Consider the following 22,166-nt stretch of genomic DNA (forward strand, 5'->3'; position numbering starts at 1 on the left):
AGATGGTGCCCGGCCCGTGCCTGCGGAGCCTGGGCGGTGGCCGAGGAGGGCGGCGCATTCCGGTCGAATAGAGGCGAGCGCCGGTGCTGAATATCTCATACCGCAACTGCAGAAATGGCCACGGGGGCGGTAGTTGTTTTTTACCCTCTCGAAAGCGTCGGGATCATGTGCCGCGCACGGCCGCCAGTACCGTGCTACCGTCGATCTCAGTTGCAGTTGTGGTTCCCAAGACTTCAAGCGTGCTCGCTGTCGTACACGGCGGAGCGTTTTCGTATTTCCGGTGTTTGTTTCCGGACGGGCAATCAACGCAGCGATACGGAGCCCGCACGGTGTGGGCTCCGGGTACTGCCCCGAAGGAGATATGACATGGCTACTGGCACCGTGAAGTGGTTCAACGCGGAAAAGGGTTTCGGCTTCATCGAGCAGGAGGGTGGCGGCGCCGACGTCTTCGCCCACTACTCGAACATCGCAGCCCAGGGCTTCCGCGAGCTGCAGGAGGGCCAGAAGGTGAACTTCGACGTCACGCAGGGCCAGAAGGGCCCGCAGGCCGAGAACATCGTTCCCGCCTGACGCTGACGCGTACACCGTAGCTGGGGCCCGCACCTTGGGTGCGGGCCCCAGCTCGTTGCTTTTCGGCGTTTCCCGTGTGCCCCACAACGGCCGCACACGCGGCGTGCGGGCAGCCAGTTCGACTTCCCGACCGCTATGACTTGGCGGGCAATCCGCCCGGATTCATGCTCCGGCAACTGTTTCGCTCTTCTTTGCGGCGTTGCCGGTCCCGTTTCGGCGGTGCAGGGTCGACTTATTTCCGCCCCGCTTCGTTTCATCTCAATTCATCGGTTCGTTCTTGCGATTCTTTGTGTGCGGCTCATTGCCGCCGGGAATTCCTCGACGTACCGCATCGAGGAAGGTTCTCCTTGAACCGCACAGCTCGCACGAATGACCGCTACTCCCGCTCTGCCGGCTCGTCCGGCTCAGGCCGCGGCTACCGCTCCGGCGGGCCGAACCGCTCGGGCACGGGCCGTTCCGGGGGCCCCGGACGGCGTCCCGCGACACTGCAGGGAGAGTTCGCCCTGCCCGTCACCCACACTCCCGCCCTGCCCCCGGCCGAGACTTTCACCGAGCTGGACATGCCGTCGGCGCTGCGGGCGGCCCTGAGCGCGGAAGGCATGTCCGCCCCGTTCCCCATCCAGGCCGCCACGCTGCCGAACTCGCTGGCCGGGCGCGATGTTCTCGGCCGCGGACGCACCGGATCGGGCAAGACGCTGGCCTTCGGTCTGGCTCTGCTGGCCCGCACCGCCGGACAGCGCGCTGAGCCCCGCCAGCCGCTGGCCCTGGTCCTGGTCCCCACCCGGGAGCTGGCCCAGCAGGTCACCGACGCGCTCACCCCCTACGCCCGGTCGCTGAAGCTGCGGACGGCCACTGTCGTCGGCGGGATGTCGATCGGCCGCCAATCCAGCGCACTGCGCGGCGGCGTCGAAGTGGTCGTCGCCACGCCGGGACGGCTCAAGGACCTCATCGAGCGCGGCGACTGCCGCCTCGACCAGGTCGCCATCACCGTGCTGGACGAGGCCGACCAGATGGCCGACATGGGCTTCATGCCTCAGGTCACCGCCCTGCTCGACCAGGTCCGGCCCGAGGGGCAGCGGATGCTCTTCTCGGCCACCCTGGACCGCAACGTCGACCTCCTGGTCCGCCGCTACCTCACCGACCCGGTGGTCCACTCCGTCGATCCCTCGGCGGGCGCCGTGACCACGATGGAGCACCACGTGCTGCACGTCCACGGTGCCGACAAGCACGCCACCACCACCGAGATCGCGGCCCGCGAAGGCCGGTCGATCATGTTCCTGGACACCAAGCACGCGGTCGACAACCTCACCCGACACCTGCTGAACAGCGGCGTGCGCGCCGCGGCCCTGCACGGTGGCAAGTCCCAGCCCCAACGCACGCGCACCCTGGCCCAGTTCAAGACCGGCCACGTCACGGTCCTGGTGGCCACCAACGTCGCGGCCCGCGGCATCCACGTCGACAACCTCGACCTCGTCGTCAACGTCGACCCGCCGAGCGATCACAAGGACTACCTGCACCGCGGGGGACGCACCGCCCGCGCCGGCGAGTCCGGCAGCGTCGTCACCCTCGTCCTGCCCAACCAGCGCCGCACCATGAATCGCCTGATGGCCGACGCGGGCATCACCCCGCAGTCCACCCAGGTCCGCTCCGGAGAGGCCGAACTGAGCCGCATCACCGGCGCCCAGGCCCCCTCCGGCATCCCGGTCACCATCGCCGCACCGGTCGTCGAACGCGCCAAGCGCAGCGGCTCCTCCACGCGCGGCCGCCGCAGCCGCCCCGCCCAGGCCCGCCGTGCCGCCGGATCAGCCCGAACCGCGACACCGACTGCGCGGCAGACCTCCTCGGCCCCGGCCGCCTAGGCCGGTCCCGGACCATCACGCTCAGCTCGTCGGATCACCCTCGTCACGGAGGCTTTCGTCGATGCTTCAGAGCCACCCCCAGGCGGACCGCTCCGGCAAGGCAGCCGGCGACGCAACGCGCGCTGCGGCGGGCACGCCCTGAGCGTCGTCGTCCTCACCCGTTGATACCGCTCCCGCCCGGGCCGGCGATCCGTTTCCGGCTTCTCTTCGACCTTGTAGAGGCACTATGCGCGTCGTCATCGCCCGCTTCCCCTTCGACCTGCTCAAGACCGAGGTGCAGGATGCGATGAAGGGCATCAAACCCGAACCCGTTACGGGTGAGTCCGTGCTCATCGGTCGCCGCCATTACCCCGTCAAGCAGGTCGGGGAGATCATCACCCGGCAGGATCGCCGTGACTTCTCCGCCGGTGAAGTGACCCGGGCCCTGAGCCGCCTCGGCTTTGTGTGCCGCCCGGCTGCCGCGCTCGTGCCGCCGACCGGTCTCACACCACTGGAGACGGCGTCGGCCTTGCTGGGGCACCCGGCCCGGGCCTGACCTGACGGCTGTGGCGATGCAGGCCCGACGGTCCGAGGCTGACCTCCCCCAACGCTGTTGCGGGGTCACTCCTGCCGTGGCTACCTGGTGGTCAGCGAGGCCCGACAGCCCGAAGGAGGACGGAAGCCGTGTCCCGCGACGCCGCCGAATCCGGAAGTGAGCCCCTCGCCCCGGTGAGGGGGGAACGTGCTCCAGCCGGCCAACCCCGCGGAGCGCACCGCGCCAGTGCCGGTGAGGGCCCTCACCCGATTGCCGCTCTGGTGGAGCGAGGGGCCGACCTGGTGGAGCCGATGAAGCCGAAGCTTCGTGGCTGGCTCCACGCCGCAACGGTCCCCGCCGCGCTGATTGCCGGCGTCGTCCTGATCCGCCTGGCCCGGACCCCGCAGGCTGCCCTGGCCTGCACTGTGTACGCCGTCACTGCCTTGCTGCTGTTCGGGACGAGCGCCATCTACCACCGCGGTACCTGGGGGTCGCTCGGTGAGGCCGTTCTGCGTCGTCTCGACCACGCCAACATTTTCCTCATCATCGCCGGCACCTGCACCCCCCTGGCCGTGCTCCTCCTCACTTCGGCTCAGCGACCCGTCCTGCTGTGGATCGTGTGGACGGGGGCGCTGGTCGGCATCGCCTTCCGCGTCCTGTGGGTCGGAGCTCCCCGCTGGCTGTACACCCCCTGCTACCTGGCCCTGGGCTGGGCACCGGTGCGCTACCTGCCCGACTTCTTGCACACCGGCGGAGTGGCCGTACTCACCCTGGTCGTGACCGGCGGTCTCCTCTACAGCGTGGGCGCGGTGGTCTACGCCCTCCAGCGCCCCGACCCCTCACCTCGCTGGTTCGGCTTTCACGAGGTATTCCACGCCCTGACGGTGGCAGGCTTCACCGCGCACTACATCGCCATCTCCCTCGCCGTCGGCTGACCACTGCGGTCTGCCGGCTCGTGGGCCTCGTCGGTCCCATGTCCCGATGGCCCGCCCGGCCCGGAGGAACCAGAGGCGCGGAGCCTTGGACGCTGCTGCCAGATCAGAGGACATCTCGACCGCGGTGCTCAGTCCGGTTGGCGCCAGGCTGACGGCGAAGAGCTCCGGCGACGATATCGACGGAGCTCGTCTGCGTGGCTGCTGCGGGTCAGCTGTGACGCCGGCCTGTCCGACGCCGACTGAACGTCCCCGGCGCGGCCGCCGTGCGCGGGCGCGGAAGCGGACTTCAGACGTCGGTCTTGAGGCGGGGCCCGGAGGGTGAAGTGCGCAGTTCTTCGTTGATGCGCTGAGCTTCGTCGAGCTGGTCTTCGAGGATGACGATGCGGCAGGCGGCCTCGACGGGGGTCCCCTGGTCGACGAGTTCGCGGGCGCGTGCGGCGATACGCAGCTGGTAGCGGGAGTAGCGGCGGTGGCCGCCCTCGGAACGCAACGGCGTGATCAGCTTGGCCTCACCGAGGGCCCGCAGGAAGGCGGGGGTGGTGTCGAGCATTTCGGCGGCTCGACCCATGGTGTAGGCGGGATAGTCCTCGTCGTTGAGACGGTCGTGAGAGATTTCTGCGGTCATTTGCACCTCTGATGGGGGAATGCATCGTGGGGCCCTGGTGCCGAACACGCACCAGGGCCCCGAGGGATTGAACACCATCTGCCGGCTTACTGCGGTGCCGGCTTTCTGTTTCCGCACCGTCGCCCGGGAGAGGGCGGGAAGTGCGGGGATCGCGGATGCGTGACCGGGGACCACCTTCCAATCCGGGGCCTGCGGTACCCGAGCGGACTCACTTCCTCGCCCGGGCGATCCTGATGGCGTCTGCCTCCTTCTCATCCTTCTGCCGGCCTGCTTACTACTGCGGATCCTGTGATCCGCTCGCGGCCCCAGGGGCCGCCCGGCCCAGCAGCCAGTCGCGGGGCCCACCTGCATACCTTTCGGCCCCGCGACTCCACTGCCGTGCCTCTTCTGGCACTGCACGCGCGGCAGTTCGACCTCTGTCGCGCCTATCGATCTCTTGGCTACGACGAAAAGCCTAACCCCCGGGAGGCGGCATGTCTACCACCGCCGTGACAGGTTTTCTCTGAAGGTGATGGCCGAGCTTCTGTCGTCCACGTCTGAGGGAAGCCGCACCAGGAAGCGGCGGCGGCCGTTACACCCTCCACCTCTTTACCGGCCCGGACGCACTGACCGCCGCGGTCGGCGACCTCAGCTCAGCCCCCCCCGCGACCGCACACCTGATCTCAACGGCTACAGCGGTGGATTCGGCCGGCACATGATCCGGCACCTCACCAGCCACCTGGCCATCACCCCCGCCCCCGAGCCGGCAAGGCCATCCAGGCCCAACTCCACGGAGGCATGGGGTGGCTGGACGGAGGCTTCTATGTCTGGGAGGGGGGCGCCCATGTTGCAGCCGATGAGCGTTGCCCACTTCACGCTGACTGAGCGCGTTCCGAAGCGCGCAGGCGAGGATGGCGGCTCGGTGGGAGTAGCAGCACGCACCGGGCCTGCAGGAAAGCGTTCGAAGGCGGTGACCGTCCCGGCTGATCGGGCACGCAACGGGCACGGGACGCCTCGCTCGGTCCAGACAACACAGAGGCCCAGTCGGGGAGTTACCTCCCTGAACTGGGCCTTCGTCTGTGGAGCGGGTGACGGGAATCGAACCCGCGCTCTGAGCTTGGGAAGCAACGGGGTCTGGGCCGATCGTTCAGCTCTGACCTGCGGAAATGATGCTTTCCTCATTGTCCGGCGGTGTCCCGTCGCGCCCCTCGTGACCGGTGTTGACCGGGCGGAAGGGCATGGATGGGGCACGGTCGTTCGCGACGCTTGTGGAGTAGTGCTTTTGGCCGCCGATCCGTGTGGAAACGTGGCTTCCAGGAGTCCGCCGTGCCGTCAGACTGCGCACGCACCGCTGGGCAAAGTTCCCGGGGCTTCCGCATCGTCCCGCCAGCTCTTTCTCCGGGGCCGCCTGATCGCAACTGGTGCTCGGGCGCGGCGCTCACGCGGTGGCCCCGACGGCCTATATCTCGGCCTAGGGGGTGTCGTTCGGATCATGGTGGATCAGGGAGCGGGGTCTGGTGCGTGCGATCGCAAGGCGGAGGAGGGAGTCGACGCGGAGCGTCGGCGAGTGACGACAACGCGGATGGGGGTCCCCTCGCGCCGTTCAGGCGTGGGGGAGTGCGTGCCAGACCCCGCGAGCCCGCCATGATCCGAACGACACCCCCTAGGTGCCCAAGGTGCTCACCCCCGAGGCCGTGCAGGCGACCGAAGTCGTCATCAGGATGGGCTGCGGCGACACCTGCCCCGTCTTCCCCGGCAAGCGGCGCCTCGACCGGCAGTTGCCCGATCCCGATGGTCAGGGTGTCGAGGCCGGGCGGCCACCCGTGACGGGATCGAGCAGCGCGTTCGCGGACTGCTCGACGAGATCGCCCTGAGGGGAAGGCGTGAGCATGCTGTCGGGTCACCGGCGCCGAGCCGCCAATGCGCCGGGACAGTGCACCTAATGCGGTATCGAATGTGCTGTTCACCGCCACTCGTTGATGGCTGTTACGAGGACGGTCGCCTCGTAAGGGACTGCGAGCTTGCCGTGTGGGGCGCCACGGCCCGGTGCCTCTTGGGGTCAGGTCTCGTCGGGGTGTGAGGGGCGCGGCCAGGTGCGTCCGTCGATGCGTTCGATACTGGTGTTGAACCGGCGGAGGTAGCCGGCGAAAGCGGCGATCTCTCCCTCTGGCCAGTCAGCCATGACGAGGTCCAGGGCGCGGATATGGGCCTCGCGCTCTTCGGTGAGGCGGCGGGTGCCTTCTTCGGTGATACGGAACTTGCGGGCCATGCCGCCTTCGGGGTCGGGGATCCGGTCGACGAGGCCGGCGCTTTTTATGGCGGCGGTGCGACGGTTCAGGGTGGAGACGTCGAGGCCGAAGGCGTCGCTGAGCTCGCCGATGGACATCGGGCCCTGGGCCGCGATGCGGCTGAGCAGGATGTAGACGCTGCGTTCCATCTGGCTGCCCGCGGGACGGCTGTCGGTATCGCTGAGGTACCGATGCCGACCGAATACGAGGTATTCGAGCTCGACCAGATGCGTGGGGCCGCCCATGGCGAATGTCCTTCCCATTACTGCGGTGACCTGCGAGTTCCGTGGGTCCGGTCTCAAGAATGACAGAGATGTGTCGCGTGAACACGTTATGCGCGGCACACATTATGTGCGATTCGCAACCTTTGTGCGTGATGCACGTCATGTGTATGGTGCACATCAGTCGTCGGCCCTGCACCCCTGAGGAGCCTGTCATCTCTCCCGAACAGACCACTTCGCGCACCGGCGGGATCGTCGCCACGCTCGCCTTCACCGGCACCGTGGCCGCGATCATGCAGACCTTGGTGACCCCGCTGATCAGCGAGCTGCCCCAGTTGCTGCACACCTCCCCGGCCAACGCCTCCTGGGTCATCACCGCGACGCTGCTCTCGGCCGCCGTGTTCGTGCCGATCAGCGGACGCCTCGGTGACCTGCTGGGCAAGCGGCGCATGCTGCTGGCCTGCTGCATACCGCTGCTGATCGGGTCGGTGCTGTGCGCCCTGACCTCCTCCGTCGTGCCGATGATCATCGGCCGGGCGCTGCAGGGCATGGGCATGGGCCTGGTGCCGCTGGGCATCAGCCTGCTGCGCGATGTCCTGCCGCCCCAGCGTCTGGGCTCCGCGATCGCGCTGGTCAGCGCGTCCATGGGTATCGGCGGCGGCCTCGGCCTGCCCATCGCCGCGGCGGTTGCCGACTACGCCAGCTGGCGTGCGCTGTTCTGGGGCGCCGGCGTCCTGACCGTAGCCATCATCGTGATGATCTGGTCCCTGGTGCCCGCCCCCGCCACCCGCGCTGCGGCCGGGGGGCGCTTCGACTTCGTCGGCGCCCTGGGCCTTGGGGCGGGGCTGGTCTGCCTGCTGCTGCCGGTCTCCAAGGGCGGCGACTGGGGCTGGGGCAGCGCCCGGACCCTCGGCCTGTTCACCGTCGCCGCAGCCATCCTGCTGCTGTGGGGGCGGTGGGAGCTGCGCAGCGCGGACCCGCTGGTGGACCTGCGGGTGACGGCCCGACCGCGGGTGCTGCTGACCAATGGTGCGTCGGTGCTGGTGGGCTTCGGCATGTACGCCCAGGCGCTGATCATGCCGCAGCTGTTGCAGCTGCCCGAGGCCACCGGCTACGGCCTGGGGCAGTCGATGCTGGCGATGGGCCTGTGGCTGGCGCCCGGCGGTCTGATGATGATGGCCGTGTCCCCGCTGGGCGGTCGGCTCTCGGCCGCGCGCGGCCCGAAGGTCACGCTCATCGCCGGATCGTTGGCCATCGCCGTCGGCTACGGCCTCTCGATCGCGCTGATGGGATCCACCTGGGGCGTGCTGGCCGCGACCCTGGTCGCCAACGCCGGGGTGGGCCTGGCCTACGGCGCGATGCCCGCGCTGATCATGAGCGGTGTTCCGCTGTCCGAGACTGCGTCGGCCAACAGCTTCAACACCCTCATGCGCTCGCTGGGCACCTCCGTGTCGGCCGCGGTCGTGGCCGCCGTGCTCTCGCAGATGACCGTCACCATGGGCGGCTACCTCCTCCCCTCGGAGAACGGCTTCCGTATCGGCCTGCTGATCGGCTGCGGCGTCGCCCTCGTCGCGGCCGCGGTCGCCGCCGCGATCCCCGCCCCGCCCGCCAGTACTGAGGCGGGCGGCACCGCGCAGGCCGTGGCCGCGAAGGACGCCGTCACGGCCTGATCCGGCCCGGACAGCGCCGGGGGATCGCACGCACACCGCACCACGAGGAGGCCCACGTTGTCGCAGGTTGACGCCGGGTACGCAGGTCAGACCGAGGCGGAACAGGCCCATGTCTCCGCCATGTACAAGCTGCTCGACCAGCAGCTCACCGACGTGCGCGAGGAGCTCAGGCGGGTACGGAAGGCACCCGCCGAGAACGCCGGCGAGGTGTATGCGCGCGATATCGCCGTTGAGTACCTGACCGGCCGGCTGGGCCGTCTCGAAGAGGCCGAGGAGGGGCTGTGCTTCGGCCGGATCGACCACGCCGACGGCACGGTCCTGCACATCGGGCGGCTCGGCCTGCACACCGAGGACCGGGAGCTGCCCCTGCTGGTGGACTGGCGCGCGGATGCGGCACGGCCCTTCTATACGGCCACCCCCGTCCATCCGCTGGGACTGCGCCGACGCCGCCACCTGCGCCTGGAAGAACGCACGGTGGGCGAGGTCAGGGATGAAGTGCTCGACGGCTCCGCACCCACCGCCGGTGACGTCGTCGGCGACAGCCCGCTGGTGGCGGCACTGGAGGCGCAGCGCACCGGGCGGATGGGCACAGCGGTGTCGACGCTCCAGGTGGAGCAGGATGAGATCGTGCGCTCCTCGCACCGGGGTGTGACCGTGGTGCAGGGCGGCCCCGGCACCGGCAAGACCGTGGTCGCCCTGCACCGGGCGGCGTACGTGCTCTACGCCTTCCCCCGGGCCGCCGAGCAGGGCGTCCTGGTGCTCGGCCCGAACACCCGCTTCCTCGACTACATCGCCCACGTCCTGCCCTCACTCGGCGAGAACGACGTCGTCCTGGCGACCACCGCGGACCTGACCGGGACGCAACCCACCGCCGGCGTCCCGGCCGACGTGGCACGCCTCAAGGGCAACGCCCCCATGGCCCAGGCGCTGGCCGGTCTGGTGCGCGCCCTCCAGGCGCCCAGTGGCGACTTCGCCGTGCAGGTCGGCCAGGAATGGATCCGCCTGGACCGCCAGGAAGTCGCAGAGGCCCGGGACGAGGCCGTCCGGGGCGGATTGGCGCACAACCGGGCGCGGGAGGTGTTCAAGGAACAGCTCATCGACGCGGTCATCGACGCGGTGGAGCGTGGCGCCGTCGACGCGCTGGAGCGCATCGATGCCGAGGTCGCCCAGAGCACCGGCCTGGACCTCGACCGGGCCACCCAGGCCGACCTGCGCACCCTCGGATTCGACGGCCCGGCCGCACACGTGGCCGACGAGTTCGACCGGGACACCGTGCGAGCGGAGCTGGCAGAGAGCGTCCAGGTGGACCGCGCCGTCGGACTGCTGTGGCCGTGGCTGACGCCCGAGGCCGTCGTCAACGCTCTGCTCACCGACGCGGACGTGCTGGCAGCACGGCTGCCGTCGCTGACCGGCCACGAGCACGAACGTCTGCTGCGTAGGGTGGACGCGCCGTGGACCGGCGCCGATCTGCCGCTGCTGGACGAGGCCACGAGCCTGGTGGACGGCCCGCCCGCGCGCACCTTCGGACATGTCGTGGTCGACGAGGCCCAGGAGCTGAGCGCCATGCAGTGGCGCATGGTCGTCCGCCGCTGCCCGGCTCGGTCCATGACCCTGGTCGGCGACTTCGCCCAGGCGGGCCCTGCTGCCACCGCCCGCGACTGGACCGAGGCATTGGGCCCGCACCTGGGCACCCGATTCGCCCTGCACACCCTGACCGTCAGCTACCGCACCACCCAGGAAATCCTGGCGTCCACCCGCGACCTGCTCGCACGGATCGCCCCCGACCAGAGCCCCAGTACCTCGATCCGCCACGGCGATGCGTCACGCAGCCTCACCGCCCATCCCCGCACCCTCGCCACCGCCATCGCCGGGGAACTCAAGGCGCAGGCTGCGGCGAACCCGGGTGACCTGTGCGGAGTGATCTGCGCCGACCCCAGGATGGAGGAACTGGCCGCCGCCGGGATCACCGAGTGGGCGACCCTCGTGCCCGCCTCCGAGGCACGCGGCCTGGAGTTCGACACCGTCGTCGTCGCTGCCCCCGAGGAGATCGCTTCGGCCCGTCCCTGCGGCGAGCGGGACCTCTACGTCGCCCTCACCCGGGCCACCAAACGGCTCTGCACCATCACCTGACCGACCGCACGCTCACCATCCGACGCTGCCCACCTGCCCCGGACACCTCCGGGACTGCACAGACGGCGGAGCCGACATGATCGTGCTGCGCTGGCGGCTGATGATCCTCCTTGGCGCCTTCGCCTCGATGCGTCCCGAGGAACTCGCGGAGCTGCGTCGCAAGGACGTCGACCTGGAACTGAGGCAGGTAGCCGAAGCCTCGCCGTCCGCGGGTACGGTCCTGCGCGGAATCCTGGGAGACCCCGTACCGGCGTAGGTCTGGCGCTGAGGCCGCCGGCGCCGACCACGAGGGCGACCAGCGTGGCCGGCCCGCCTACCCTGGCGGCCCCGCGGCCCGCGCCCCGCGCGGCGGTGTGGCTTCAGCTGATGACGTTCAGGCCGAGGGCGGTGCAGATTTGGGCGGCCTGGTCCGGGGAGATGACCGCGCCGCGGAACTGTGCGGCGATGGCGATGGTGAGTTCGCCGAGGTCGGCGCCGCGTAGATCGGCGCCGGTGAAGTCGGCGGCCCGTAGGTTGGCTTCGGCGAGTCGGCAGTCTTCGAGGATGCAGTCACGGAAGTCGACGCCGCCGAGGTCGGCTTCGGTGAAGCGGATGCCGACGAGGTGGGCGCCGCGCAGGCTCAGGCCGTTGAGGTTGGCGACGGCCAGGTTGCAGCGGTCGAGAGAGAGGCCCAGGCCGCGGTGGCCGGTGAGGCGTGCTCCGATCATGCGGCAGCCGGTGAAGGAGGCGTGGGCGAGCAGGGCGCCGCCCCACTTGGTGTTGGCCAGGTCGGCGCTGTCGCAGGTGAGGTCGCCGCAGTCGGCGTCGGTGAAGTTGGCGCCGGCGGCGCTGCCGCCCTGCCAGCGGGCCTGATCGAGCAGGGCGCCGGTGAAGTCGGCTGCTGTGGCGGTGCAGTCGGTGAAGACCGCTTCGGCGAGGTGGGCGCCGCGTAGGTTGGCTTCGGTGAAGGTGCAGCGGGTGAACGTCCGTGGGCGCGGATCACGGCGCAGTGCCGGGCGCAGGTCCAGGCCGGTGAAGTCGAGTCCGGTCAGGTCGGTTTCGGTGGCGAGCAGCGTCAGCGGGTCTCCCGGCGGACCGGCCGGGTCGGCGTCATGGCCGTGGTGGCGGAACGGCGGTGGTACTGAACTATCCCGGCCGGGTCCTCCGCCAGCTCCTTGCCCTCCCGAGAGACTCGTCGGAAGGCGTCGGACTGCGTGTGGTCTCGTGACAGCAGGGCGCGTGACTCCAGCCACGTCCAAGCGTCCGCAAGCCCGTCCAGCAGTGCGTCTTCATCGGGCTCGCTCTGGAAAGCCTGGCGTGCCGAATTGACCAGCCCGCCGAACTGAAGATGTCGGCTGTTGCTGTCCGTGAGGTGCTGCAGGAGGAGGAGCGCGACGTCTCTGGTGGGCAGCTGGCGGATCTGCTCCACAGGGACCGGCGGCACGTACGTGAAGGTCATGGCCGCACGCTAGAGCCGCGCACTGACAGCGCACCTGGACTTTCGCAGTTCTCGCGCAACCAGAGGGCGCTCGACGCTCGATGGCATGCGTTCAACCGCAGACGGTGCAGAACGGTCTCGGCCGTGGCTATTCGCAGGTGCATCGTTGCAGGCCACCCAGCGGTATGTGACGCAGGCCACGTAGATCGCGTCTCGCGATTCGAGATGACGGACGATCAAGTCGCTGCAGAGGAGGTTGCGGGCGCCAATTCGGCGCGGTAATCGGTGCGTTATGGCACGCGAATGGCACGCGGTCGCGAAATGGTCTGGACAACAAACAGGCCCCAGGTCACTGACCTGGGGCTTCCATATGGAGCGGGTGACGGGAATCGAACCCGCGCTCTGAGCTTGGGAAGCTCATGTTCTACCATTAAACTACACCCGCGCAATTCCGCCTCGGCTTGAGGGCGGAACATCGTCGCACACTCTACCCCATTGCCGCCTCGCGGTGCATTTGGCGTGCCCGGACGCGGTGTGCGGGGGCGTGCGCCAGGTGTTCGGTGGGGGCGTTGGGGCCTCTGTGGCGGGTGCGGGGTGTGGGGGTTTCCTGGGTGGGATGCGGGTGCCCGGTGCGGGAGTTGGGGCGTACGGTGGGGCCTCGGAGTGCCGCGTGCGAGGGCGCCCAGTTCATCCCCTAATGTGGCTTTTGTTGTCCACGCAGTTGGGAGAGGGACTTGATGGAGCGCACCGTCGTACGTTGTGCCGAGGGCCACGTGTTCAGCACCGCTTCGTTCCCGATGCAGACCACCGACCGGCTCGGCCCCGGACGGCTGTTGCGCTGCCCGCGCTGTGCTCGGCTGCGGCACTCGGTGCCCGTCGAGCACGCCAAGCGGTAGCGATCAAGAAGGCAGGAAGAGCTGCGCCGCCCCCGTGAGCGGGGCGGCGGCAGAGCGAGCACGACGAGGAGTGGGCAGGGCCCGGCTTCCCAGGTGGGGAGCCGGGCCCTCGTCGTGCGAGGGCGGCCGGGCGGGCGCGTATCCTCGTCTGCGTGCTTCTCTCAGACAAGGACATCCGGGCCGAGATCGACGCTGGTCGGGTGCGCATCGACCCCTATGAAGAGTCGATGGTGCAGCCGTCCAGCATCGACGTGCGGCTCGACCGCTATTTCCGGGTGTTCGAGAATCACCGCTATCCGCACATCGACCCCGCCATCGAGCAGACCGACCTGACGCGAGAGGTCGTGCCCGAGGGCGAGGAGGCGTTCATCCTGCACCCGGGTGAGTTCGTGCTGGCCTCGACGTACGAGGTCATCACGCTGCCCGACGACCTGGCGTCCCGGCTGGAGGGCAAGAGCTCGCTGGGGCGGCTGGGGCTGCTGACGCATTCGACCGCCGGGTTCATCGACCCGGGGTTCAGCGGGCATGTGACGCTGGAGCTGAGCAATGTCGCCACGCTGCCGATCAAGCTGTGGCCGGGGATGAAGATCGGGCAGCTGTGTATGTTCCGGCTGACCTCGCCGGCCGAGCACCCGTACGGCAGTGAGAAGTACGGCTCCCGCTACCAGGGGCAGCGTGGTCCGATGCCGTCCCGGTCGTTCAAGAACTTTCACCGGACGCAGGTATGACACAGCCGCTTCGGTGCGGGGGGCGCGCCCGACAGGGCGGGCGCGTGGCAGAGGGTGTGCACACGGAAGGTCTGAGAGAGATACGTGAGTGACGTGCGGGAGAACCTGACGTACGAGCGGTTCGGTGGGGCGATCCGCGAGCTGGCGCAGACGATCGCCGATGACGGGTACGAGCCCGATGTCGTGCTGTCGATCGCCCGTGGCGGGGTCTTTGTCGCGGGCGGTCTGGCGTACGCGCTGGACTGCAAGAACATCCACCTGGTGAATGTGGAGTTCTACACCGGGGTGGGGACCACGCTGGAGATGCCGGTCATGCTGGCGCCGGTGCCGAACGCGATCGACTTCTCGGAGAAGAAGGTGCTGATCGCCGATGACGTCGCCGACACCGGCAAGACGCTGAAGTTGGTGCACGACTTCTGCCAGGGGACCGTGGCGGAGGTCCGCAGCGCGGTGATCTATGAGAAGTCGCAGTCGCTGGTGAAGTGCGAGTACGTGTGGAAGCGCACGGACGAGTGGATCAACTTCCCGTGGAGCGTCGAGCCGCCGGTGGTGCGGCGCGAGGGGCAGGTTCTCGACGCCTGAGATGACGGGCGCGCCGCCGATCGCCGTCCCTGGTAAGGGAGTTGGCGGTCGGTGCGTTTCCCTGTGCGGATTTCGGCCAATCCCGTTCCGGGTGTTCCGCTGTCGGCTACCTGCGAGTACAACCCGCGGTAACAGCAGACCGGAGGGGAGGCCCCATGGTGCGTGCGAGACGTGGGCGGTGGGCGTTACGCGGGCAGTGGGTGTTACGCGGGCAGTGGGCTTTACGTGGGCGGCGTGCGGGAGCAGAGGCGCGTACGGGAGACCGGGTGCGGGCGGGGTGCGGGCGGCGGCTGAGGGGCGGTGTGGTGGTCTCGGCCGCGGCGTGGGCCGTGGTGTTCTCCGGGGCCGTGGGCGGGGCGAGTGCCGCGCCCGCCACCGCCACCGGCACCGGACCACGTCCGACGGCGGCCGGGGCCGCGGCCGTCAAGCCGTTGGCGCCGGAGCTGGAGAAGATCCGGGCGCGGGAGGCGGCCACGCTCTACGGGGATCCGGCCGAGCGGCCCCTCGGGGAGCGGAAGACCTCGCTGATCTCGCTGGGGGACAGTGAGATCTCGGGGGAGGGCGTCGGGACGTACGAGCCGGGCACGGACGGGCCGGCGAACTGGTGCCACCGGTCGCCGGACGCGGCGATCCACCGGACCGGTATCGCGGCGGATATGACGTACAACGCCGCCTGCTCGGGCGCGGGCACCGGCAACATCGTGATCGGCGGCAGCAAGCAGTACGCCGATGAGCTGGTGCAGAGCGACGCGCTCGCCGTCGCGGCCCGTAACACCCGGCTGAAGATGGTGCTGCTGGTCGCCGGCGCCAATGACGATCTGCAGTTCGGGCCGGTGATGACGGACTGCGTGGTGCGCTGGTTCACGCTGCAGGGCACCTGTGAGCCGAAGTACCAGCCGGGCTGGCAGGCGCGGGTCGACGGGCTGGTGCCGAAGGTCGAGCGGACGGTCGGCGATCTGCGGACCGTGATGCGGGACGCCGGGTACGCGGACGGGGACTACCGGCTCGTGGTGATGTCGTATCCGAGCCCGATCGGGCCGGATGTCGAGGACAACCCGCACTACCCGGGGAAGCTGCCGGGCGGCTGCACGGGCTACACCTCCGACGCCGGCTGGGGGCGCAACACTGCCGTGCCGGCCTTCGAGCGGGGCATGCGCCGGGCCGCGCTGAACGCGGGGGCTGCCTACCTCGACGCCTCGCGGCTCTTCCACGGGCACGAGGTGTGCATGGAGGACACCTGGGCCCGCGGGCTGTATGTGAATCTCACCAACCCCATCCCGCCGGACTCGAATTCGGTGCGGCAGTCGTTCCATCCCAACGCCCGCGGGCACCGCGCGTTCGCGTCGTGTCTGACCCAGCTGTACGCCACGGGGCTGCGCGAGGCGTCCTGCGCCGATCCCGCGAGCACCGGGCAGCCGAAGCTGTACGCGGGGGCCTGGGACGAGAGGTACCGGCCGCTGCGGAACGCCAGTACGGGGAGTTGTGTGGACGCGACCGGCGGATCCAGCCGTAACGGGACGGCGGTCGGCGGCTGGGACTGCCACGGGCAGCGCAACCAGGACTGGTGGTACGACGGGGAGCAGCAATCGGTGCATGGGGGGCTGACGCAGGACCGGTGCCTGGATGTGCCGGGCGGGCAGTACCGGGCCGGGGCGGGACTGGTGCTGTGGAACTGCTCGGGCGCGGCCAACCAGCAGTTCGTACGGGACGGTGGCGGCACGATCCGGCCCGCCGCCGCGCCGTCGCTCTGCCTGACGCTGGGCGCGGCGAAGGAAGCGCTGCGGTTGCAGGGGTGCGACGGGTCGGCGGGGCAGCGGTTCGTACAGGGGGCCGGAGGAACCTGAGGGGTCGGCGGAGGCTGAGGGCCCGGAGGAGGCCTGAGGGAGCCTGACCGTGTCACCGCCCGTACGGCAAGGGGCCCGCTCCGGAGTCTGGTGCTCCGGGGCGGGCCCCTTGCCGTGGCCGGTACGGCTTTACAGGGTGCCGAGCTTCAGCAGGGCGAGCAGCGCGACCAGCTGGATCGACGAGGCGCCGAGGGCCTTGGGCCACGGCAGATCGTGCGTCTTGCTGACCATGGAGGTCAGCAGGTAGCCGCCGGCGAGCCAGGTCAGCCAGCCCAGGACCTGGACCAGGGTGCTGTCACCGCCGAGGAACATCGCGAACAGCAGCCGTGGCGCGTCCGAGATCGCCATGATCAGCATGGCCAGGCCGATGGTCGGCTGCCAGGGGCCGTCGCCGCCGAGCTGGCGGGCCAGGGTGTGGGTGACCGCGCCCAGGATCAGGCTGCCGACGATGAACATCACCGCGGTGATCGCCACCCACGGGATGCTGTTGGAGAGGGTGGCGTTCAGCACATCCTCGCGGGCCTTGTCGAAGCCGAAGACCGCGAGCAGGCCGTAGACGAAGGCGACGATCAGTGCCGGGGCCCACACCGCGTGGTCACGCATCTGCCAGAACGTGGCATCGGGGCGCAGCACGATGCCGGACAGCAGCTGCTTCCACTGCAGCCGGGGGCCGGCCGGCGGCGCGGTGGTCTGGCCGGCGCGGTAGGTGCCGCCGTCCGCGTACCCGCCGTCGGCGCCGTTGTCGTACCCGCCCTGGGGCGGGCCGTAGGCGTCCGGGGTGTCACCGACGCTGAACTGCTGGGTGTGGCCCGGGTTGTTGTCGTTCGTGTACGGCGCGTAGGCCTGCTGTGGGGGCTGGTAGCCACCGTCGCCGAAGTACTCGGGCTCACCGTGCTGCCCGTGCGGCTGTGGCTGTCCCTGCGGCCCGCCGTACTGCTGCGGTGCCTGCTGCCACTGCCCGTGCGGCGGCGGGGGCTGCTGCCCGTACGGTGCTTGCTGCCCGTACGGCGCCTGCTGCCCCTGGTGCCCCTGCTGTCCGTTCTGCGCGGGGCGGGTGTCCCGTCCGCGACCCATCCTGAATCCAGCCACATAGTCGAAAGTACCTGGTCTGCGCGGGCGGGGTGGCCGTGCAGGGGGATCGGGCGCGGGTTTGCATCTGACCTGTGACATCCCTTAAGGGGTGTCACCCCGGTCTCCCTGAGCCCGCCGTGCCTGGCACCGCACTCCCCCTACGGGTTTCCCCGAGGGGACCGCGGCCTGGGGACCGGGGTCCAGCGGAGGGTGAGGTCCGGAAGGTTCTCCATGTTGGAGCTGCCGTCGTCGACGGCCACGACCCGGAAACCGTGGTGGGCGTAGAACGCCCTTGCTCCGGTGTTGAGTTGGAAGACGTGCAGATACAGGCCCTCGGGGCGGTGCCGCCGCGCCGCGGCGAGGAGGAGGGTGCCGATGCCGCGCCGCCGGACGTCCGGGCGGAGGTAGAGCTGGTCGAGCAGGTCGCCCTGTACGGCCGCGTAGCCCAGGAGCTCGGGGCCACGGGTGGCGACGAAGGTGTGACACTGCGGCAGCACGATCTCCCGGACCCAGCGGGTGACCTCGTCATGGGTACGGCGCTGGGGCGGCAGGTAGGGCATGGTGGCCTGCCGTGACGCCTGGTGGACGGCGGCGATCGCGGGGGCGTCGGTGGGGAGGGCGAGCCGGACCGTGACGGGCGGGGCGGGCGGCGTCTCCGCCGGTGCGGGGCGCTCCCGGGCGCCCGGGTCGTCAGCCGTGTCCCTGCCCGTGTCTGTGTTCATGGCGTCATGGTCGGATGCGTCCCGGCGCCGGGCAAGTGTATTAGCCACCGGCCACAATCTGCTGGCGGACCGTCAGGAAGCCGTGAAGTCCGCCGTGCTGAAGGAGAGGACGGGACGCGCGGTGAGGCCTGACGGGCCGCCGGGGAGGACCGTCACCCTGTCGTGGGTGCGGCCGCGCCGGGTGAACAGGACGAGGTCGGCGTGGTGGTCGCCGTCGAAGTCGGTGAGGGCGAGAACCGTGGAGTACGGGCGCCCGGCACCGGGGAGGCGGGGCACGGACAGGCGGCGGACGGCGGCGGAGAGCCCGGTCGCGGTGCCGCTCAGCAGGGCGGGGCGGGTGCCGCCGATCACAAGATCCGGGTGGCCGTCGTGGTCCACATCGGCGGCGGCGAGGGTGGGAACCCCGCCGGTATCCGCACGGATCCGGCCCGGGCGGCCGCCGACGGACAGCTCACCGCCGGTGTCGGCGGTGACGGAGGTCACCCCCCGCCCGGCCCCGGCGAAGCGCCCGAAGGCCGTGGCGTAGCCGGGCGGGTAGGCGGCCGGGCCGGCCTTGAGGGGGCCCCGGGGGCCGCCGAGGGCGAGCCGGCTGCGGGCGCGGCGGCCGGGGGCGGCGGAGCGTACGAGGAGGTCGTCGGCGCCGTCGTGGTCGATGTCGGCGGACGGCGCGAGGGGCCCGGCGGTGGCCAGGGCGGTGCCGGGGACGGGGAGCGGGGCGCCGGCTGCCGCGGGGGCGCCGGTGCGGGTGAAGGGGCCCTTCAGGTAGCTGATCCGGGGGCCGGAGGCGGTGACGGCCAGGTCGGGTGCGCCATCGCCGTCGAAGTCGCCGCAGACCGGCTGGTCGGGCCATTCGTTGCCGAACCGCGCCCGGCCGGGGATGCGGAGTGTCACGGCGCGGGCGGCGCCGAGGCCCCGGGGCGAGCCGAAGAGCAGCTGTACGGGGACGGGCGGGCGGCCCACGCCGTCGTAGGGCGGGTCGGTGGTGACGACGAGATCGCTGAAGCCGTCCCGGTCGAGGTCGCAGACGGTCTCGGCGTCGAAGGCGGCGGGGACGGCCGTGCCGGTGCGGGCGGCGTTGCGGGCCGGGGTGAGCAACTCCCGGGTGGCCGGGGCGAGTCCGTGTGCGGAGCCGTAGAGGATGCCGATGCCCGGGTCGTCGTCGTGGCCGCGGGCCGGGGCGAGCAGGCTGTCGAGGACGAGATCGGGGTGGCCGTCGCCGTTGAAGTCGCCGGCGGCCTTGCTGCCCCGGCCGGCCGGGACGGGGCGCGCGGACGGCAGCGACGAGGCGCGGTGGGGGGCGGCGCGGCGCGTGTCGCCGGAGGGGGAGAGCAGGCCGCAGGAGCCGAGAAGGAGGGCCAGCCCGAGCCCCGCTGCCGTGGCGATCCGTCTGCGCATCGCGTCCCCACCCCGCCCGTACCACTGTGGTCGTGTTGTCATCCGCGGCCCCGGGGTGCCCGGGTGCCGCCGTCCTGTCCTGCCCGTCCGCGCCCGCGGTACGGAACCGCCGACGGCCGGTCCCGTGCGAAGAGGGGACCGGCCGTCGGCCAACGCGCGGGTGCGCGCCGTTACTTCGTTACTTCACCGGTTCCGGCTCCGGCGCATCCTCGGTCTCCTCGTCGCCCGCCGGGTCGACGGGGGTCTTGACGGAGTCCAGCAGCAGCTGGGCCACGTCGACGACCCGGATGGATTCCTTGGCCTTGCCGTCGTTCTTCTTGCCGTTGACCGAGTCGGTGAGCATGACCAGGCAGAACGGGCAGGCCGTCGAGACGATGTCGGGGTTGAGCGACAGGGCCTCGTCGACGCGCTCGTTGTTGATGCGCTTGCCGATGCGCTCTTCCATCCACATGCGGGCACCGCCGGCGCCACAGCAGAAGCCGCGCTCCTTGTGGCGGTGCATCTCCTCGTTCCGCAGGCCCGGCACCTTGGCGATGATCTCGCGCGGCGGGGTGTAGACCTTGTTGTGGCGGCCCAGGTAGCAGGGGTCGTGGTAGGTGATCAGACCCTCGACCGGGGTGACGGGGGTGAGCTTGCCCTCGTCGACCAGGTGCTGGAGCAGCTGGGTGTGGTGGATGACCTCGTACTCGCCGCCCAGCTGGGGGTACTCGTTCGCGATGGTGTTGAAGCAGTGCGGGCAGGTCGCGACGATCTTCTTCGACGCCTTGGGCTTCTTGGTCGACTCGTCCTCGTCATCCTCACCGAAGGCGGCGTTCAGCGTGGCGACGTTCTCCGCGCCGAGCTGCTGGAAGAGGAATTCGTTGCCCAGGCGGCGCGGGGAGTCACCGGTGCACTTCTCGTCGCCGCCCATGATCGCGAACTTCACGCCCGCGATGTGCAGCAGCTCCGCGAAGGCCTTGGTGGTCTTCTTGGCGCGGTCCTCCAGGGCGCCGGCGCAGCCGACCCAGTAGAGGTATTCGACCTCGGTCAGGTCCTCGACGTCCTGGCCGACGATCGGGATCTCGAAGTCGACCTCCTTGGTCCAGGCCAGCCGCTGCTTCTTGGCCAGGCCCCAGGGGTTGCCCTTCTTCTCCAGGTTCTTGAGCATCGTGCCCGCCTCGGACGGGAACGAGGACTCGATCATGACCTGGTAGCGGCGCATGTCGACGATGTGGTCGATGTGCTCGATGTCGACCGGGCACTGCTCGACACAGGCGCCGCAGGTGGTGCAGGACCACAGGACGTCGGGGTCGATGACGCCGTTCTCTTCGAGAGTGCCGATCAGCGGGCGCTCGGCCTCGGCCAGCGCGGCCGCGGGCACGCCGGCCAGCTGCTCGGCACTCGCCTTCTCGTTGCCCTCGTCGTCCTTGCCGCCGCCCGCGAGCAGGTACGGCGCCTTGGCGTGCGCGTGGTCGCGCAGCGACATGATCAGGAGCTTGGGGGAGAGCGGCTTGCCGGTGTTCCAGGCGGGGCACTGCGACTGACAGCGGCCGCACTCGGTGCAGGTGGAGAAGTCGAGCAGGCCCTTCCAGGAGAAGTGCTCGACCTGGGAGACGCCGAACTGGTCGTCCTCGCCCGGGTCCTCGAAGTCGATCGGCTTGCCCTCGCTGGTCATCGGCTGCAGCGCGCCGAGCGCGACGGAGCCGTCCGCCTCGCGCTTGAACCAGATGTTGGGGAAGGCCAGGAAGCGGTGCCAGGCGACACCCATGTCCGTCTTCAGCGAGACCGTGATCATCCAGATGAAGGACGTCGCGATCTTGAGGCCGGCGAAGAAGTAGGTGAGGTTCTGCAGGGTGCTGAGGCTCATCCCCTTGAAGGCCGCGACCAGCGGGTACGAGACGAAGTACGCGGCCTCGTAGTGGTCGACGCCGTGCTGGGCGCCCTCCAGGGCGTGCAGCGTGACGATGCAGATGCCGACGATGAGGATGACGGCCTCGACGAAGTACGCCTGGCCGAAGTTCGAGCCGGTGAAGCGGGACTTGCGGCCCGCGTTGCCGGGGCGGCTCAGCTGGCGGATGACGATCAGGGCGATGATGCCCAGGGTCGTCAGCGTGCCCATCGCCTCGACGTACAGCTCCCACGGCAGCCAGTCGCCGATGAACGGGATCAGCCAGTCGGCCTGGAAGAGCTGGCCGATGGCGTTGACGATCGTCAGCAGCAGGGTGAGGAAGCCCACCGCCACGAACCAGTGCGCGACGCCGACGACGCCCCAGCGGTTCATGCGCGTGTGGCCGACGAACTCCCTGGCCACCGTCACGGTCCGCTGGACGGGGGCGTCGGTCCGGGTGCCGGCGGGCACTGGAGCGCCCAGCCGCATCTGGCGGTAGATCTGCAGGAGGGCGCGGCCGAACAGCGCCACGGCGACCGCGATGAGCACCAGCGACACGATGATCGCGGCGAGTTGCATGGGAGGCTCCTCGTACCTGCGAGAGCGGAAACGGAGTAACTACTAAGCGGTAACTTTTTTGGTCTGCCGCTGAGGTTACCCATTCTCCCCCGCGCCATGAAGCCGCCCGGCCGGTGATCTGCGTCGCGAAGGCAACCCTCTGTGCACCCCCGGCGTCTTGGGCCCGGAAGCCTGGTGACGATAAGGGCGACATAAAAGTTGAGTCCACGAGACTCAGGTCTGTTGACAGGTTTTCTTCGGTACTGCACTCTTGAGCCTGTTCCACTCAAGTCAG

General features: G+C 70.0%; 18 protein-coding genes, 1 tRNA gene and 1 pseudogene. 12 read left to right on the forward strand and 8 right to left on the reverse strand.

The features are described 5' to 3' along the window. Positions 1–366 precede the first annotated feature (366 nt). From OHS81_RS18935 to trhA, 4 genes are all read left to right on the forward strand, one after another. Entirely contained in the window at positions 367–570 is a 204-nt protein-coding gene (locus tag OHS81_RS18935; protein WP_006604711.1) for a cold-shock protein, read from the forward strand. Between the two features lie 347 nt (positions 571–917). Beyond that, positions 918–2,429, forward strand: a complete 1,512-nt coding sequence (locus tag OHS81_RS18940; protein ID WP_328385924.1) for a DEAD/DEAH box helicase — start codon at positions 918–920, stop codon at positions 2,427–2,429. A gap of 226 nt (positions 2,430–2,655) precedes the next feature. After that, on the forward strand, positions 2,656–2,964 hold the full coding sequence (locus OHS81_RS18945) for an SCO5918 family protein (protein ID WP_327156055.1): 309 nt from the start codon (positions 2,656–2,658) through the stop codon (positions 2,962–2,964). 260 nt (positions 2,965–3,224) lie between these two features. Further along, a complete protein-coding gene (trhA, locus tag OHS81_RS18950) occupies positions 3,225–3,878 on the forward strand; it encodes a PAQR family membrane homeostasis protein TrhA (protein ID WP_443058727.1) in 654 nt (217 codons plus the stop codon). A gap of 286 nt (positions 3,879–4,164) precedes the next feature. On the opposite strand, the gene OHS81_RS18955 is transcribed toward trhA, so the two are convergent. Continuing rightward, positions 4,165–4,503, reverse strand: a complete 339-nt coding sequence (locus OHS81_RS18955; RefSeq protein WP_327156056.1) for a MerR family transcriptional regulator — start codon at positions 4,501–4,503, stop codon at positions 4,165–4,167. Between the two features lie 1,646 nt (positions 4,504–6,149). Here OHS81_RS18955 and OHS81_RS18960 point away from each other — a divergent pair. Continuing rightward, a pseudogene (locus OHS81_RS18960) lies at positions 6,150–6,352 on the forward strand (phosphotyrosine protein phosphatase); the annotation flags it as partial. 189 nt (positions 6,353–6,541) lie between these two features. Here the strand turns inward: OHS81_RS18960 and OHS81_RS18965 are convergent. Then, positions 6,542–7,015: a MarR family winged helix-turn-helix transcriptional regulator gene (locus OHS81_RS18965; protein ID WP_328385925.1), complete on the reverse strand. Its 474-nt coding sequence runs from the start codon at positions 7,013–7,015 to the stop codon at positions 6,542–6,544. Positions 7,016–7,206: 191 nt separating this feature from the next. On the opposite strand from OHS81_RS18965, the gene OHS81_RS18970 reads away from it, so the two are divergent. The 3 genes from OHS81_RS18970 to OHS81_RS18980 all read left to right on the forward strand — a co-directional run bounded on the left by OHS81_RS18970 (position 7,207) and on the right by OHS81_RS18980 (position 11,047). Continuing rightward, the gene (locus tag OHS81_RS18970; RefSeq protein ID WP_328391253.1) at positions 7,207–8,661 is read left to right on the forward strand and encodes an MFS transporter; all 1,455 of its coding nucleotides are present in this window, start codon (positions 7,207–7,209) and stop codon (positions 8,659–8,661) included. 57 nt (positions 8,662–8,718) lie between these two features. Further along, positions 8,719–10,791 (forward strand): HelD family protein, encoded by a 2,073-nt coding sequence (locus tag OHS81_RS18975; RefSeq protein ID WP_443058728.1) that lies wholly within the window; start codon positions 8,719–8,721, stop codon positions 10,789–10,791. Positions 10,792–10,867: 76 nt separating this feature from the next. Beyond that, positions 10,868–11,047 (forward strand): hypothetical protein, encoded by a 180-nt coding sequence (locus tag OHS81_RS18980; RefSeq protein WP_328385926.1) that lies wholly within the window; start codon positions 10,868–10,870, stop codon positions 11,045–11,047. Between the two features lie 103 nt (positions 11,048–11,150). Here OHS81_RS18980 and OHS81_RS18985 read toward each other — a convergent pair whose 3' ends face one another. Both OHS81_RS18985 and OHS81_RS18990 read right to left on the reverse strand, forming a co-directional pair. Next, positions 11,151–12,023, reverse strand: a complete 873-nt coding sequence (locus OHS81_RS18985) for a pentapeptide repeat-containing protein (protein ID WP_328385927.1) — start codon at positions 12,021–12,023, stop codon at positions 11,151–11,153. A gap of 556 nt (positions 12,024–12,579) precedes the next feature. Continuing rightward, positions 12,580–12,653 (reverse strand) — tRNA-Gly (locus OHS81_RS18990). Between the two features lie 292 nt (positions 12,654–12,945). On the opposite strand from OHS81_RS18990, the gene OHS81_RS18995 reads away from it, so the two are divergent. From OHS81_RS18995 to OHS81_RS19010, 4 genes are all read left to right on the forward strand, one after another. Next, positions 12,946–13,104 carry a hypothetical protein gene (locus OHS81_RS18995; protein ID WP_016573140.1) on the forward strand — a complete coding sequence of 53 codons (159 nt, stop codon included), beginning with the start codon at positions 12,946–12,948 and terminating at the stop codon, positions 13,102–13,104. Positions 13,105–13,256: 152 nt separating this feature from the next. Beyond that, positions 13,257–13,832 (forward strand): dCTP deaminase, encoded by a 576-nt coding sequence (dcd, locus tag OHS81_RS19000; protein WP_328385928.1) that lies wholly within the window; start codon positions 13,257–13,259, stop codon positions 13,830–13,832. An 84-nt stretch (positions 13,833–13,916) separates the two neighbouring features. Then, positions 13,917–14,414: a phosphoribosyltransferase gene (locus OHS81_RS19005; protein ID WP_328385929.1), complete on the forward strand. Its 498-nt coding sequence runs from the start codon at positions 13,917–13,919 to the stop codon at positions 14,412–14,414. A gap of 302 nt (positions 14,415–14,716) precedes the next feature. Further along, on the forward strand, positions 14,717–16,258 hold the full coding sequence (locus tag OHS81_RS19010) for a ricin-type beta-trefoil lectin domain protein (RefSeq protein ID WP_328385930.1): 1,542 nt from the start codon (positions 14,717–14,719) through the stop codon (positions 16,256–16,258). A 129-nt stretch (positions 16,259–16,387) separates the two neighbouring features. Here the strand turns inward: OHS81_RS19010 and OHS81_RS19015 are convergent, their stop codons facing one another. The 4 genes from OHS81_RS19015 to OHS81_RS19030 form a co-directional block, all read right to left on the reverse strand. After that, positions 16,388–17,332: a Yip1 family protein gene (locus tag OHS81_RS19015; protein ID WP_328391257.1), complete on the reverse strand. Its 945-nt coding sequence runs from the start codon at positions 17,330–17,332 to the stop codon at positions 16,388–16,390. A gap of 155 nt (positions 17,333–17,487) precedes the next feature. Further along, on the reverse strand, positions 17,488–18,051 hold the full coding sequence (locus OHS81_RS19020; protein WP_328385931.1) for a GNAT family N-acetyltransferase: 564 nt from the start codon (positions 18,049–18,051) through the stop codon (positions 17,488–17,490). Positions 18,052–18,123: 72 nt separating this feature from the next. Next, entirely contained in the window at positions 18,124–19,446 is a 1,323-nt protein-coding gene (locus OHS81_RS19025; protein WP_328385932.1) for an FG-GAP repeat domain-containing protein, read from the reverse strand. A 178-nt stretch (positions 19,447–19,624) separates the two neighbouring features. After that, positions 19,625–21,892 carry a (Fe-S)-binding protein gene (locus OHS81_RS19030; protein WP_328385934.1) on the reverse strand — a complete coding sequence of 756 codons (2,268 nt, stop codon included), beginning with the start codon at positions 21,890–21,892 and terminating at the stop codon, positions 19,625–19,627. Between the last annotated feature and the right edge of the window lie 274 nt (positions 21,893–22,166).

Origin of the sequence: Streptomyces sp. NBC_00400, assembly GCF_036048035.1 — a bacterium.
Lineage (GTDB): Bacteria > Actinomycetota > Actinomycetes > Streptomycetales > Streptomycetaceae > Streptomyces.